Below are 16,483 nucleotides of genomic sequence, written 5' to 3'. Positions count from 1 at the left end.
CATGCTTCTGCAATTGCTCAACCATCAAATAGAAAGTTGACCATGAGATGCCTGTGTATCGCTTGAACTGAGGATCAGAAAGCTTGTTTGAATCGATGTATTTCATCCGCAGATTATGCACGAATGCGAAGAAATCCGGAGTGCAAATATTAACCAAAAAGAAGATCGTTTTTTGATTTATGAAAAAAATCTATTGTTATTTTTATGTTTTAACTTATTTTAAATTAGCTTTTTCGTGGTTTTAATAGTTTAAAAAATAATCATATTAGTTGGGTGCTTTTTTACGGTTTATTTACGTTACATTCGGTAAAACTTGTTTTATTTTGATCATTGTTAATATTTAACAGGACAAAATAATGAGTAATTTACTCATGGCTAGACATAATATAGCTGACGAAGAAGCGGTCCCTGAATCCATGCCATCTGCGCGTCAATGCTGCGATATTGAAGATATTCTATTTTCAGAAGAAATCGAAAACTATCTGCAGCGCTATCCCAATACCCGTCATGTTGAGATTTGCCTGCACGATCTGAATGGTCATGTCCGCGGCAAGCGCATAGATATTGTCGGTCTAAAAAATATTGCACAAGGCTGTTATTTCCCAATGTCTATTTATGCCATGAGTCTTGATGGAGAAGTGATTGAAGAATCGGGTTTAGGAAAATCGATCGGTGAGCCGGATTATTTATGTAAACCTATATTGGGAAGCCTGCAGCCCTGCGCTTTAAATCCAGAGTCCAATGCACAGTTATTCCTAACCATGAAAGATGACAATCATCAAGATTGCGAAGTTGAACCGCGCAATATTTTAAAAAAAAGTTTAAGAGCGCTGCATGATCAAAACTTTTATCCTTGCATGGCCGCAGAATTGGAGTTTTATTTATTTGACAGCAATGAAAAATCTGGCTCCAATCAGATTTATTTAAATCAATGTTTTGATGTGAATGTGCAAGATAAATATCAAGACGTTCTGGATGAAATTGAACGGATTGCCCTTTTGCAGGGGATTCAGATTACAGGCTTAGTCTCGGAATCATCTTCCGGGCAATACGAAATTAATATTCAGCATAGCGGTGATATTTTGAAGCTATGCGATCAGATCATGATGCTAAAGCGCACCATTAAGCAAGTCGCTGTAGAACATGGGTTACATGCAAGCTTTTTGGCTAAGCCTGATCTGAATAAAGCGGGCAGCGGCATGCACTTTCACATGAGTTTGTTAAATCAAGACCAGCAGAATATTTTCAGCATGAAGCAGAATCCTTTACCGTCACGGCAATTATTAAAGGCGATCAGCGGGCTGATAGTCTTGCTGCCGCCGTCGATGGCCGTGCTTGCTCCGAATGTAAACTCATTCCGCCGGTTTAAAGCTGGAAACCATGTGCCCTTAGAAGCTAATTGGGGCGTGAATAACCGCAATGTGGCCATTCGCATACCATGTTCGGACAATGAAAATCAACGCTTGGAATATCGTGTTGCAGGTGCGGATTGCAATCCTTATTTAACTGCAGCCCTGATTTTGATCGGCACACTGCATGGGTTGACACAGAATCTGGAAATTCCACAGCAAGCCACTCAGATAAAAAATAAACATCAGCCGCACTTTTTAAGTACGAATCAGCTAGATGCTTTAACATTTTTTCACCGGAATACTGTTTTGCAAAAATATCTCGGCAAAAGATTTATGGAATTATGGTGTGCAGTTAAACGTGCTGAGCATCAGTATATGTACAGCCAAATTACTTTGATCGAACAACATTGGGATATTTAACTGCTTAAAAATGTATAACACGATAAATAATGAAGATGATGCTAGAAATCAGAAGCTCAATGAAGAATTATATTTGAAGTATAGTTTACAGGAAATTGATTCTGACATTTTAGTAAAGAAATACCAGTATGCGTCAAAAAGTATGAAAAAAATAATTCATACTATTTTTAAAGAAAGAGGTTTTAATCGAAGTGAGATAGATCATATATTGAAATCACTCAAGTAAAATAATTATGCCAATAGTATTGCTGATACTATTGGCATTTAACTTTTAAAAAGATTTAGTCAGGGTGAATACTGCTTCAGTTTTTACCCCTTTTTTATTATGACTTGTAAAGTCTTTGGTTTTTAAATTACTACCAACCGCTGCTAATTCTGCATTTATTCCCATTGGCTTATAGCGGTAAGTTGCACCAATTTTCCAATCAAAAAAATGGTCTTTTGCTTCAGAACCATAAATGTCCTGATTTGCTTTGGAATAACCTAAGCTAACATTTGTGCCAAAATTAGTTTGAGCAATCGGTGTAGCATATAAGACATTAAAATACCAATTTGAGATATCTTTACCTATACTGTCACTGGCAGCTTTGCCGCCATAGTTATAGGTATAGCTTATGCTTGGTGTAAAGCTATCGTTCTGATGCAGCAACGCATTAAAGATCATTTTGAAATAGTATTCATTATAATTTAAATCGCTGTTGCCGATGTAATTGTAGCGCAGCATGCCAAGATCAACTGCAGGATGGATTGAACCTAGCGCGATTGGCGTTGTATAGCCGATCTGGGGATCCAGTTCTAAATTTACTTCGTCATCAAAATCAACATTCGATGCAAATGCAGCAAGATAAAATCCTGAAGCATGGCTTAAAACAAAGTTTCCCTGCAAGGCCGGATCATTCTGGGTTTGCGTTTGGCCGCGCCAGCGGTAGTCGCTGGCCAATGATATATTACCTGAAAAGCTTAAAGCGGGAGAGCTTTCATCTCCAGTAGCAAAAGCATAACTTGAATAGAGCGGTATAAGGCTAAAAAGTAGATGGTATAATTTTTTCATAACACTTTAAATTAGTAGTCATTGAAGTAATGTATGTTATGGTTTAATTTATTGATATATAATAAAATTATCGTAAATTTTGCGTAAAATAAGTATAAAATTTAAGATGAATATTTTTTAAAGTAATAAAAATCAGTATTCATATTGTCTAAAAGACGTTTGCATATGAACTTTAATAAGCTAGATGAATTTGACCCCTTTGTTTTTAGAACTACAGGCTTTAACAGTATTCGGACTTTGGCTGCACGGCTGAGTTATTACCATATGGCATTAAATAGTTTGCTGTCTTGCTTACCATTGCAACTCACTTTAAGAGGGAAAAGCACCACACAAAGCTATCGTCAACCGGTGTATTACGTGGATCTGATTTTAAGAGATGGGATTAGCTTGAATGAGGCGATTATTCAGGCGAAGCAAATTGATGAACAGAGCAAACAGGCGGGGTTTTATCAGGAAGCTTTAGACTTTACCGCAAGGAAGGGTTTTGCCAATGCACGGTTTGAAACGGATATAGAGGAAGGGTTAGAGGTGCTGGAGGAATACTACCCTGAACAAGAACAAAACCGTACGGTGGAGCAACAAGCTTCGCATGAAGGGTTTGTGCAGGATATTCAGCAGGGGTTGCAGCAATCAGTCAGACCCGTCAACTAATCGGTTGGTTGGAAAAGAGCAGCTTTCTAGGTTGCTCTTTTTTACGACAGTATTAGTCGTGGGAGTCGTCAAAGTACTATTTTAGCTATAGTTATCCCGTTAAAATAACAAGACTTAATTAATCTCTATTTTTTTTGTTAAGTGCATGACTTTTAATAGGTCGTAGATATGCTAACTTAGCAACATTGTTTAACATTAAGTATAAAACTAAAGCGGTTGATCTTGGATTGAGGAAATAAAATGCATTCATTGGAACAAAAATTTCTAAATGACTTAGATGACAAGCTTTGGAAAGCCGCCGATAAATTACGCAGCAGTCTAGATGCAGCCAACTATAAGCATATTGTTCTCGGGCTGATTTTCTTAAAGTACGTTTCAGATGCTTTTGATGAACGGCAATCTGAACTCAAAGAATTGTTTGCACAAAAAGACGACCACAACATCTATTACATGCCGCGTGATCAGTACGACAGCGAAGAAGAATACCAACAGGCTATTGCTGATGAACTAGAAATACTGGATTACTACCAAGAAAAAAACGTATTTTGGGTGCCAAAAGCAGCACGTTGGTTAAGTATCTGTAATGCAGCAGCACAAGCGATTGGCTCTATCATTTGGCAGGATGAACAAGGGCAAGATGTCAAACTACGCTCTGTATCCTGGCTGATTGACAATGCCTTTGATGAAATTGAAAAAGCCAATCCAAAACTAAAAGGTATTCTGAATCGTATTGGACAGTATCAGCTGGACAATGACAAACTGCTTGATCTGATCAACACCTTCTCTGATACCAGTTTTACCAAGCCTGAATATAATGGCGAAAAACTCAGTCTGCACAGCAAAGATATTCTCGGGCATGTCTACGAATACTTTTTAGGACAGTTTGCTTTGGCTGAAGGCAAGCAAGGTGGGCAGTACTACACGCCTAAAAGCATCGTAACCTTAATCGTTGAAATGTTGCAGCCTTATAAAGGTCGTGTGTATGACCCTGCAATGGGTTCAGGTGGATTCTTTGTATCCAGTGAAAAGTTCATTGAACAACATGCACAGGAAAAGCGTTACAAAGCGTCTGAACAGAAAAAGCATATTTCCATCTATGGTCAGGAAAGCAACCCGACCACATGGAAACTGGCCGCCATGAACATGGCGATCCGTGGGATTGATTTTAATTTTGGTAAAAAGAATGCAGACAGCTTTTTAGAGGATCAGCATCCAGACTTACGTGCTGACTTTGTTATGGCTAACCCACCTTTTAATATTAAGGATTGGTGGCATGCTTCTTTAGAAAATGATGTACGTTGGAAATACGGCACGCCACCGCAAGGTAATGCTAACTTTGCTTGGATGCAACACATGCTGCACCATCTGTCACCTACAGGTAGTATGGCGTTGTTGCTTGCCAATGGTTCGATGAGCTCCAATACCAATAATGAAGGCGAGATTCGTAAGAACCTGATTGAAGCCGATCTGGTGGAATGTATTGTCGCGTTACCGGGACAACTGTTTACCAACACTCAAATTCCAGCTTGTATTTGGTTCTTGACGAAAGACAAAAAGAACGGCTTATCCTTGGATAAAAAGAAAGCCAATCGTGAAGGCAAGACCCTGTTTATTGATGCCCGTAATTTGGGCTATATGAAAGATCGCGTACTGCGTGACTTTACCGATGCTGATATTGCCAAAATCACCCAGACCCTGCACGCATGGCAACAGGGAGATAATTTTGAGGGTGAAAAGTATCAAGATGAGAAAGGTTTCTGTTTCTCTGCTGAGTTAAAGGATATTCAGAAGCACGACTACGTACTGACTCCGGGACGTTATGTCGGTGCAGTCGAGCAGGAAGATGATGGCGAGCCATTCGCTGAGAAAATGCTACGTTTGACTGCTCAGCTCAAAGAACAATTTGCTGAAAGTGCTGTCTTGGAAAGTGAGATTAAAAAGAATCTAAAGGGCTTGGGTTATGAGTTCTGATCATTCTTTATTGCAAGAAATTCAGAAGGGTGAAAGTCAAACCCTTGAATTTAAAGAGCAGTTACCGAAAGGGCAACAGGTCGCAAAGACCCTGATTGCTTTTGCCAATACCAGTGGTGGTAAATTGGTAGTGGGTGTAAGTGATGATCGCCAACTCGTGGGTATTCAAGATGATATTTTTGAGTTGCAAGATCAGATCACTTCGATGATCAATGAACTCTGTATGCCCAACATTCTGCCGTATATCTATATCGAGAATATCCAAGGCATTGAGTTGCTAGTGATTGAAGTCAGCCGTGGTTCATTGTTGCCTTATTATCTCAAGCCGCAAGGCAAGGCACAGGGAACCTATATCCGTTTGGGTGCAAGTAATCGTGTGGCATCGCCTGAGTATATCCAGCAACTTGAATTGCAGCGTCTGAACCAGACCTTTGATGAACAGCCGAATCCGCAATACAGTTTAGATGACATCGATTTACAACCTTTAAAGCAAGCCTTTGCTGAACTGGGCAAAGAACTGTCTTTGCAGAAAATGCGTAATCTTAAATTGATCATTCAGCAAAATGGACAGGATTATCCTAGTCATGGGTTACTCATTTTGCTGGGGCTTTATGAGCAGGTTGAGATTAAATGTAGCCGCTTTAAAGGCACCACCATGACGGTATTTCTGGATAAAAAAGAATACCGTGGCGACCTGTTTAGTCAGTTGAAGCAAACAGAGCAATTTATCAAAAACCATCTGCATCTACGGGCAGAAATTCTAGGGTTACAACGTACAGAAAGTTATGAAATTCCAATCCCAGCCATTCGTGAAGCCTTGGTGAATGCAGTGTTACATCGTGACTATAGCAATGCAGGGCGTGATATTAAGGTTGGCATTTATGATGACATTCTGAATATTGTATCCCCGGGTGGTTTGCCAAATGGACTGACTGAAGATGATTTGGCACAGGGTCGTTCAGAGATTCGTAACCGTGTTTTGGCACGTGTGTTTAAAGAGCTGGGTTATATCGAGCAGTGGGGCAGTGGTATTGCTCGTATCAAAGCCCTTTGTTTACAAGCAGGCAATGCAGAACCTCAACTGAAAGCACAAGGTGATTTTGTCGATTGGGAGTTTTACCGTCCTTCGATTGAGCAATTAGGTGGCTCAATAGGTGGCTCAATAGGTGGCTCAATCCAAGAAACTATGCTGACAGATCGTCGAAAAGAGATTTTAGTTTTAATTCAACAGAACCCGAAAATTTCCTATCGTGCTATGGCAGAGCAACTTGCTATTAATGAGTCAGCAGTAAAAAAGCATTTGAATAACTTAAAAGATGCAGGCTGGATTGAGCGTGTGGGCGGGACTCGTGGTTATTGGATGATTAAGAAAGAATTTGGGGGTGAGGTGTGAGTGTTGATTGGTCTTATGTACGATTGAAAGATTATTGTACAAAAATTGGGAGTGGCTCTACACCAAGGGGCGGGGCTAATGTATATCTTGATAGTGGAAATGTTTGCTTAATTCGTAGTCAAAATATTTATAACGATGGATTTAGCGAGAATGGATTAGTTTTTATTTCTGATAGTGATGCAGAGAAATTAAATAATGTAGAAATAGAGTTGAATGATGTTCTAATTAATATTACAGGTGATTCTGTTGCCCGAGTTTGCTTAGCTCCTAAAGATAAATTACCGGCAAGAGTTAATCAGCATGTAGCTATTATCAGAACAGTAAAAAATGAGCTTGATCCAAAGTTTGTTAGATATTTTTTGACTGATAAGAATACACAAAATCATTTGTTAACGTTAGCGGGAACAGGTGCGACAAGAAATGCTTTAACCAAAGGAATGTTGGAAGAGTTTTTAGTTCCGAAACCCGATATTTTGATTCAAAAAAAAATATCTAAAATTCTTTCTGATCTTGATGAAAAAATTCATCTAAATAATCAAATCAACCAAACTTTAGAATCCATCGCTCAAACCATTTTTAAAAGCTGGTTTATCGACTTTGATCCTGTCCGTGCCAAAATTGCAGCTAAGCAAGAAGGAAAAGATTCTGAGCTTGCTGCGATGTGTGTTATTAGCGGTAAAAGTGAAGTGGAACTTCAGCAAATGGCTGAAGATGATTTGGCTGAATTGCGAGCAACTGCTTCGCTATTTCCTGATGAGTTGGTAGAAAGTGAGTTAGGGGAAGTACCGAAGGGGTGGGATAAATATTCGCTATCAAAAATGATCACACTAATTGGTGGGGGAACGCCTAAAAGATCTGAGCCTGATTATTGGAATGGTAATATTTATTGGTTTTCAGTAAAAGATGTTCCAAAAGAAAGTGATACTTTTGTAATAAGAACAGAAGAACGAATTACAGAGCTTGGTTTAAATAAGAGTTCAACAAAGTTACTTCCTGTAGGAACAACAATTATAACTGCTAGAGGCACTGTAGGAAAAATAGCATTGGTTGGACATGAAATGGCTATGAACCAATCTTGTTATGGTGTTCAAGGAATAAATGGTGTCAAGCAATTTATGACCTACTATTTGATAAAAAATGCAGTAGAGGTTTTAAAGAAAAATACACACGGTGCTGTATTTGATACCATTACACAAGCAACATTTGAGACAGTTGTTTCTATTAAACCCGACATACAAATATTGAATTTATTTGAGTGTAAAGTTGAAAAAATTATGGATCAGATAAAGAATAATTTATATCAAAACCATAGTTTAATTGAAATAAGAGATACCTTGTTGCCAAAGTTATTGTCGGGTGAGTTAGATGTATCAGGTTTGCAAGGTGAGGGAGCATAATCATGTCACTACGTCAAATCACTATACATGGCTATAAGTCAATTGAACATTTAGATAAGTTTGAGTTAAGCAGTTTAAATGTATTGATTGGTGCAAATGGCGCAGGTAAAAGTAATTTTATCAGTATTTTTAAGTTGCTGAATGAAATGTATGAGCAACGTCTGCAAAGTTTTGTACAAAAACAAGGTGGACCAGATAGCCTATTGCATTTTGGTAGAGATATAACCGATAAAATTCATGCAGAATTCTATTTTTATATGAATGGCTATAAATTTGATTTAGTACCGACATTAGATAATAGACTGATTTTTGATCGTGAATGTACGTGGTTTGAAGGTGTATATTACGGTGCAAGTACTCATACGATTGGTTCAGATCATGAAGAATCAAAATTAAAAGAAACTAAAGATTCATTTGCTGAATATGTCCGACCAGCTATACAAGGATGGCGTATTTATCATTTTCACGATACCAGTGATACAGCTAAAGTTAAGCGATCACATGCAATAAATGATAATTTAAGGTTAAAACCTGATGCAGAAAATTTAGCAGCATATTTAAGAATGCTTTCAATAAAATATCCTGATGAATATCGAAGAATTGTAGAAACGATACAAATTGTTTTGCCATTCTTTAAGGACTTTGTGCAGCGTGAAGATGACGATATATTTATTGAACTAGAATGGTTTCAGGTTGATCGTCCAGATACACCTTTAAGAGCACATCTATTATCTGATGGTAGTTTGCGCTTTATTTGTTTAACCACGTTATTGTTGCAACCTAAAGAATTATTGCCCGATACCATTATCATTGATGAGCCAGAACTAGGTTTGCATCCATATGCGATTAGCGTACTTGCGGATATTTTTAAACAAGTGGCAGAAGATAAACAATTAATTATATCAACTCAATCTGTTGAACTCATTAATGAAATGGAAGCAGAAAATATTATTGTCGTGGATCAAGAACAAGGAAAATCAACGTTTAAGCGGTTTGGGCAAGAGGAGTTATCGGAGTGGTTAGATGATTATAGCTTGGGTGAGCTATGGAAGCGTAATGTTTTAGGTGGGAGACCCTGATATGCAAGAAGTAATTGTAATTGCTGAGGGTCAAACGGAAGAGGTATTTATTAAACGAGTGGTTGCTCCCATATTCCATTCGCAACAGATTTTTTTAAAGCCAGTGTTGATGAAGACTTCTGCTACAGCTAAAGGTGGGGCAGTTACTTTTGACCGTTTAAAACTAAATATTAGAAATGAAATTAGACGAAATCAAAATATAAAACTGACAACATTTTTAGACTTATATGGATTGGATACGAGTTTTCCTGATTTTAATCAAGCACAGTCAATACAAGATGTTTATTTACGTGTAGAACATTTAGAACAGGCTCTACATAGAGAGCTTATTGCATTTGTTGAGTGTAGACCTGAAAGAATTATTACTCATATACAACCTTATGAATTTGAAGGTTTACTATTTTCAGATGTTGATCAACTTTGTTCAATTGAACCTACTTGGCAAAGATCTCACGCAACATTGCAAAGAATGAGAGATGAAGTAGATTCACCAGAACATATTAATAATGGTTATGAAACTAAACCATCCAAAAGATTAGAAGATAATCTGCATCCTAAGTATAAGAAAACTACTCATGGACCAAGGATTGCTCAGCATGTTGGGCTAGAGCGAATGGAACAAGAGTGTGCCCATTTTAAATCTTGGATGGATAAAATTAGAGCATTAGGATAAATCATAAACGAGCCCTAATTTAAAAAATCTCTGTCTAAGATTAAGGGCGAACTATGCGATATCAACTGCTCTATAATTTATTTTTATTTCATCGCAAATCGAAGTGGTTTAAATTTTAATTTTAAGACTTTGATTAATATGTATTTTTTATTTCATTGCAAATCCATTTATAATTTTAAATAGGTAGATATGGGCATGAACGAAACCCAACTTGAAAACCTCTGCTTAGACTGGTTCGCTGAAAATGGCTGGGAAGTCGTTCATGGTATTGATATTGCGCCTGACAGTAGCAATCCTTTACGCAAAGACTATAAACAGATTTTATTGGAAGCTGATTTACAGGCGGCTTTTGAACGCTTGAATCCACACTTGCCTGCAAGCTGTTTTGAGCAGGTTTGGCAAAAACTGAGCAAGCCTGAAAGTTTGGACTTAGTCATTAATAACCGTACTTTCCACCGTATGTTATTGGAAGGTGTATCTGTCACCTATAAGAAACAGGACGATTGGGTGCATGACCATGCCTTCTTGGTAGATTTTAATCATGTAGCAAACAATCGCTTTGTGGCGATTAATCAATTTACTATTCTAGGCACCAAACAACCTCGACGTCCTGATATCATTTGCTTTATCAACGGTATTCCGTTTGCTGTGTTGGAACTAAAAAGCCCAACCGATGAAAATGCAGATATCTGGGATGCCTTTAACCAGCTGCAAACCTATAAAGAAGAAATCTCGGATTTATTTGTTTATAACGAAGCCTTGGTAGTGAGTGATGGCGTAACAGCACGTGTAGGCTCACTGACGGCGAATCAGGAACGCTTTTTGCCGTGGCGTACCATCAAGAATGAAGATGATAAACCCGCTTTAGAATGGGAGTTAGAGACAGTTGTTCGAGGCTTCTTTGATCGAGAATTGTTCCTAGATTACATTCGATTCTTTGTGCTGTTTGAAACAGATGGCGAAAAGACCATTAAGAAAATTGCAGGCTACCATCAGTTCCATGCGGTTAGAGAAGCCGTGCAAGCGACCATTGCGGCAGCCAATCCGAATGGGGATAAGAAAGCAGGCGTTGTTTGGCATACCCAAGGCTCGGGTAAAAGTATTTCTATGTGTTGCTATGCAGGCAAGCTTTTACAGCAGCCCGCTATGCACAACCCAACCTTGTTAATCGTGACTGACCGTAATGACTTAGATGGACAGCTCTTTGAAACCTTTAGTAATGCTCAAGAATTATTAAAACAAACGCCAGTACAAGCCAATAACCGTGATGAGCTAAGAAGGTTTTTAGCTGAGCGTGAGTCTGGTGGAATCATTTTTACCACAGTACAAAAGTTTGCATTATTGGATGGTGAAAGTGAGCATCCATTATTAAATGGACGCCACAATATTGTGGTGATGTCAGATGAAGCACATCGTAGCCAATATGGTTTGAAAGCAAAACTAGGTAACGATGGCACGTACAAGTTTGGCTATGCCAAGCACATGCGCGATGCCTTGAAGAACGCGGCTTTTATTGGCTTTACTGGAACTCCGATCTCAAGTGAAGATAAAGACACTCGAGCTGTCTTTGGAGATTATGTTTCTATCTATGATATTCAGGATGCCGTCGATGATGGTGCAACCGTCCCAATCTACTATGAGTCACGCTTGGCAAAGCTAGATATTAATCAGGCTGAAATCGAAGAGCTATCTGATCAAGTCGATGAGGTTGTAGAAGATGAAGAAGATGTTGGTAACAGAGAAAAGACTAAAAGTGAGTGGAGCCGACTAGAAAAGCTGGTGGGTGCAACACCACGGCTGAAACAGATTGCAGCGGATTTAGTCGCACATTTTGAAGCCCGTACTGAAGCGACGGCAGGTAAAGGCATGATTGTGACCATGAGCCGCGAAATCTGTGTCCACCTTTACAATGAGATTATTGCCTTACGTCCAGATTGGCATGACCCTGATCCTGAAAAAGGCAAAATCAAAATTGTGATGACAGGTTCAGCTTCAGATAAACCATTGTTACAGCCACACATTTATAACAAGCAAGTCAAAAAACGTCTTGAGAAACGCTTTAAAGATGTGAATGATCCTTTGCAGTTAGTGATCGTGCGCGATATGTGGCTTACAGGTTTTGATGCACCATGCACGCATACCATGTATATCGACAAACCGATGAAGGGGCACAACCTCATGCAGGCCATTGCACGTGTGAACCGTGTCTTTAAAGATAAGCAGGGTGGGCTAGTTGTTGACTATATCGGCATTGCTAATGAATTGAAGCAAGCCTTAAAAACCTATACCGATGCCAAAGGTAAAGGTGAGCCAACTTTACGTGCAGAAGAAGCCTATGCAGTTCTTGCTGAAAAGATGGATGCCATACGAGGAATGTTCGCCAAAACCAACGAACAGGCAGGTATGGATTTGAGTGCTTACGAAACTCAGGCACACCGACTGATTATCCCCGCAGCTAACTATGTGCTGAGCTTGAAGGATGGTAAAAAGCGTTTTCTTGATTTAGTCTTAGCAATCAATAAAGCCTTCTCTTTATGCGGCACCTTGGATGAAGCGAAGAACCTGCACAAAGAAATTGCCTTTTACTCAGCCATTAAAGCGGTCATTAGCAAGCATACCTCTGTAGATCGTAAACTGTCGCAAGCGGAAAAGGACAGTACGCTAAAACAGATTCTGGATAATGCTGTCATTGCTGATGGGGTAACAGATGTCTTTGCAATGTGTGGTTTGGATAAACCCAACATTGGCTTGCTTTCAGATGAGTTCTTAGAAGATGTAAGGCAGATGCCATACCGTAACTTGGCAGTTGAACTGTTGGAAAAGTTACTCAATGATGGCATTAAGGCAAAGACACGAAACAATGTGGTACAGGAAAAACGCTTCTCTGACCGTTTGCAGGAAACCTTGAGGAAATACAATAACCGAGCGATTGAAACTTCTCAGGTCATTGAAGAACTCATTCAAATGGCAAAAGAATTTCAGGCAGAGATGCAGCGTGAAGCTTCACTTGGGTTAAATCCAGATGAAATCGCTTTCTATGATGCTTTGGCAAACAATGAAAGTGCGGTCAGAGAGCTTGGAGACGATACGCTGAAACAGATCGCACGAGAGATTACAGAGAAGCTACGGAAATCAACGACGGTCGATTGGCAGGTTCGGGATAGTGTGCGTGCTCAGCTTAAAATTCTTGTGCGTCGTACATTGCAGCGTTGGAAGTACCCGCCTGATAAAGCAGCTGAAGCGATTGAGTTGGTGATGAAGCAGGCTGAGCAGTTGTCGAATGCTTGGACGTGTGCTTAACTAATAATTCGATTGAAAAATTGGTAAGCATTTGGCTTGCCAATTGTTTTTTACACCAAATTTACGCCATTAAAATTTATAAGAATAATAAATCATTGTTTTTAAATAATAATATTTATTTGTTTGTCCGATCCATCATCGGCGCAACACTGATTCGTGGTTGAAGTTGTTGTTCAATGGTCTTGAGATCAGTCATTCAAAATCACGCCTTAAGTTAGAAATGGAAGAGACAGCACGCCGTTGGGGCTTTGGGCGCTCACCGGCAGTGATACGGCCAGTAAAAGAGGGCGCAATATTAGCATAAAAATAATCAGGCTTCATGGCTGAGTACTAGCACTGCAAGAAAGCCTTCTAGGAAATTAAAAAGTATTGAATTCATTCAAATAGATGCAGAGGTCAAGGAATAGTTTACTAAACAGTAAAAGAGTTTAAGATAAAGAAAACAGGATAAAAAAGGAGAAAAATAATGATGTTACTAGAAGAGATTTACAAAACAACAAAAGCTCAGCGTTCAGAATATTTCAATCTGCGTATTCAACGCAGTCTAAGCTGGTTCAGAAAAGCGGTAGAGTTACAGGCCGATTATGATTTTCAGTTTCTGAGCCTGTGGATTGGTCTGAATGCTCTTTATGTACAGGAAAATGAAGATAGTCTTGATCAGCAGGCCTTATCACAATTTCTCCATCTCATCCTTAGCAAGGATCAGGAGAAAAGAATTTCTCAAATTTTATTGGGTCGCTATGAGATTACGCTGCATGCACTATTGAATAATCAATATCTCACTCAGCACTTTTGGGATTATCAACACAATAAGATTAGCCAAAGTGATTGTCGTGAAATGTTGAATCAGCAGAAAATAGAGATTCAAAAATCAGTGGAACAGCAAGACATAATGAAGCTTTTGCTAGAAGTTTTTAAATGTTTCACTACTTTAAGGCAACAAATTCTGCAGGGTGGAGTGAGTTATGCCAGTGTCTTCAGTTGCAAACAGATGCAGGAAAGTTGTAGTCTATTTTCAGCCTTGCTGAACACCTTTATCTATATATTGCTGGAACATGCAGCAGTAATGGATTCCGGCAAAGCCTACTATCCAGTGGTTCAAGTAAATTAGATGATCATTAGTTGGTTTTTACACGCGCATGATAAAACTGATCAATCAGGGCAAAGACGGTGGCAGCTAGTGCAAATATGAGTCCAGCCAGGCAGCTCATGCTCCAGCCACCATGATGCCATGCATATACGCCCGCTGCAGAGCCACAGGCACCTCCAATAAAATACAGGGTCATATAAATAGAGTTAATCCGGGATTTGGCATCCGGACGCAGGCGGAAAATTACATTCTGGTTACAGCTATGGGTAATTGCCAGTCCCAGATTAATTAGCGCATAACCTGCAATATAGCTAATCAACGATGTGCCACCAAAATAGAGAAACAGCCAGCTGCCTGCCAGGATTGAACAGCCAATCCAGCTCAGCAGTTTGATATAACCTCGGTCCGCCCATTTACCAATCATTTGGGTTGATAATGCACCAAAGACTCCCACTAAAGTGACTAATCCCACCATAACATCTGCCAGATGAAAGGGAGACTGTGTCAGTAACAGGGCAATGGTAGAGAACAGAATACTCATCGCAGCAAAGGCAAAAGCACCGGTAAGGGAACGAAATACCAGTCGTGGTTCTTGGACCAGCAGACTGCCCATAGAGTGGAAAATTCTGGCATAGCTGATTCTGAATTTTGGTAGGGTCGGTAGCTGCCCACGTAAATAGATTCCTAGGAACAGCATCGAAACTGAACTCAATGCATAGATGACTTTCCAGTGAAACAAGTCAGAGAGTAAGCCGGCAATACTGGTCGACAGTAGAATTCCGACCAATAAACCACTCATCAGGAAGCCAACAACTTCACCAGTTTTTTCCGGTTTAACAGTCATAGCAGCTAAAGGGATCAGTACCTGTGCCGCCACAGAAAATAAACCGGCGATAACCGTCCCTAACCAGAGCATGGGCAAATTGATTGCAGTCGCACAAATCATCAATCCCAGCGCAGCCCCCCACATCAGGGCAGGAATCAACTTGGTCTTATTCAACATGTCACCCAATGGCACGATGAACAGCAGGCCCAGTGCATAAGACACTTGAGCAAAGGTCACGGTCAGGGCGACTTGCGATTCAGGTACCTGATAATATTGCTGAATTGATGAAATCAGAGGCTGACAGTAATAATTCGCCCCAGCACATAGACCACATGCAATTGCCATCAGCCAGAGCAAAGGCTTATTTTGACTGATATCCAGTGCAGGATTCATGACAGCTACCTTATATAAGAAGCAGAAGACTATTTTTGATAATGGCATCAAAAAGATGCAAAGATTGCAGGCACTATAGGTCAAAATAGCACATGATAAAAGTAGAAAAATACAACAGAAATTGAAGACAGATTTGGTTATTACCATCTCTGAATATCTTCAAAACCATAACTGATGCGTATTTAATCTTTTTTTTCTTACAAAGTATCTTAAGTTGTCGAAACGGCACTGAAGAAAAACATTGCAATTGAGTCAGAGATAAAACTGTATTCTATTGCACAAATATAGTGCAAATTTGACAATTTATGATGCTGAGCCAGTTTAAGGTATTAATATAATAAATGACTCAAAAATTATTTTTTAACGATTATTAGCGTAGTTTTAGACTTGAGTAGAATAAGTCAAAAGAGCCAATTAAATGAAACATTAAACTCAACTGATTTAAAAATTTTATGATTAAAAAAGGAAAAAGTTATAGGAAAACATGGTTTTCAGGAGTTCCAAATGAATCAGTATAATTCAGTTAAATTTGTCAAAGAAGTCAAGGAATCAAAAAGTGCCCAATAAAAGTGCCTAAATTAGGGCATTTTGGCATGGCGGAAAAGGGAAGGAGTACAGCAAAAAAAATGGAACGACTGTCAGAATGATCAATGTAACAAAGTACAACAAAAATTAAGCTAAGAAAAAATGAACAAAAAAGGAAATATCCTTTAAGAGAATGAATATCGTTTATAAATTCAGCAGATCAAAAAATCAGGGCCTAACTTATAAATGATATATGACAACATCATTTTTATGAATCATCAGTTCAAAATATAGGTATTTATTAAATAAATATTGGGTAGTATTTTGGAATGGTTTGATTAGAATCCAAAAATTCAACAAAA

The 16,483-nt window shown here is 39.0% G+C and carries 11 protein-coding genes and 1 pseudogene; 10 read left to right on the top strand and 2 right to left on the bottom strand.

Annotated features, from left to right (window positions below; genetic code table 11):
- The first annotated feature begins 356 nt into the window (after positions 1–356).
- Both C3420_RS09535 and C3420_RS17850 read left to right on the top strand, forming a co-directional pair.
- Positions 357–1,772, top strand: coding sequence for a glutamine synthetase family protein (locus C3420_RS09535; protein ID WP_004733098.1), 1,416 nt, complete (start codon positions 357–359; stop codon positions 1,770–1,772).
- 10 nt (positions 1,773–1,782) lie between these two features.
- Complete coding sequence (locus C3420_RS17850) at positions 1,783–1,998, top strand: hypothetical protein (RefSeq protein ID WP_004692350.1); 216 nt, start codon at positions 1,783–1,785, stop codon at positions 1,996–1,998.
- 45 nt (positions 1,999–2,043) lie between these two features.
- Here C3420_RS17850 and C3420_RS09525 read toward each other — a convergent pair whose 3' ends face one another.
- Positions 2,044–2,823 (bottom strand): TorF family putative porin, encoded by a 780-nt coding sequence (locus tag C3420_RS09525; RefSeq protein ID WP_103800349.1) that lies wholly within the window; start codon positions 2,821–2,823, stop codon positions 2,044–2,046.
- Between the two features lie 156 nt (positions 2,824–2,979).
- Here C3420_RS09525 and C3420_RS09520 point away from each other — a divergent pair.
- The 8 genes and pseudogenes from C3420_RS09520 to C3420_RS09485 form a co-directional block, all read left to right on the top strand.
- A pseudogene (locus tag C3420_RS09520) lies at positions 2,980–3,474 on the top strand (hypothetical protein); the annotation flags it as partial.
- Between the two features lie 240 nt (positions 3,475–3,714).
- Positions 3,715–5,445, top strand: a complete 1,731-nt coding sequence (locus tag C3420_RS09515) for a type I restriction-modification system subunit M (RefSeq protein WP_103800347.1) — start codon at positions 3,715–3,717, stop codon at positions 5,443–5,445.
- On the top strand, positions 5,435–6,838 hold the full coding sequence (locus C3420_RS09510) for a helix-turn-helix domain-containing protein (protein ID WP_103800346.1): 1,404 nt from the start codon (positions 5,435–5,437) through the stop codon (positions 6,836–6,838). The genes C3420_RS09515 and C3420_RS09510 overlap by 11 nt, the downstream gene beginning before the upstream one ends.
- Entirely contained in the window at positions 6,835–8,235 is a 1,401-nt protein-coding gene (locus C3420_RS09505) for a restriction endonuclease subunit S (protein ID WP_103800345.1), read from the top strand. The genes C3420_RS09510 and C3420_RS09505 overlap by 4 nt, the downstream gene beginning before the upstream one ends.
- Before the next feature lie 2 nt (positions 8,236–8,237).
- Positions 8,238–9,314 carry an AAA family ATPase gene (locus C3420_RS09500; RefSeq protein ID WP_034681910.1) on the top strand — a complete coding sequence of 359 codons (1,077 nt, stop codon included), beginning with the start codon at positions 8,238–8,240 and terminating at the stop codon, positions 9,312–9,314.
- 1 nt (position 9,315) lies between these two features.
- On the top strand, positions 9,316–9,987 hold the full coding sequence (locus C3420_RS09495; protein WP_034681908.1) for a DUF4276 family protein: 672 nt from the start codon (positions 9,316–9,318) through the stop codon (positions 9,985–9,987).
- A gap of 195 nt (positions 9,988–10,182) precedes the next feature.
- Positions 10,183–13,287 (top strand): type I restriction endonuclease subunit R, encoded by a 3,105-nt coding sequence (locus tag C3420_RS09490; protein WP_103800350.1) that lies wholly within the window; start codon positions 10,183–10,185, stop codon positions 13,285–13,287.
- Positions 13,288–13,753: 466 nt separating this feature from the next.
- Complete coding sequence (locus tag C3420_RS09485; RefSeq protein WP_103800344.1) at positions 13,754–14,398, top strand: hypothetical protein; 645 nt, start codon at positions 13,754–13,756, stop codon at positions 14,396–14,398.
- Between the two features lie 7 nt (positions 14,399–14,405).
- On the opposite strand, the gene C3420_RS09480 is transcribed toward C3420_RS09485, so the two are convergent.
- Positions 14,406–15,596: an MFS transporter gene (locus C3420_RS09480; protein WP_103800343.1), complete on the bottom strand. Its 1,191-nt coding sequence runs from the start codon at positions 15,594–15,596 to the stop codon at positions 14,406–14,408.
- Positions 15,597–16,483: the final 887 nt, after the last annotated feature.

Origin of the sequence: Acinetobacter sp. ACNIH3, assembly GCF_002918965.1 — a bacterium.
Taxonomy (GTDB): Bacteria; Pseudomonadota; Gammaproteobacteria; order Pseudomonadales; family Moraxellaceae; genus Acinetobacter; species Acinetobacter schindleri.
Note: the sequence above shows the minus strand (reverse complement) of the source record. Positions and strands in the feature narration are given on the sequence as shown.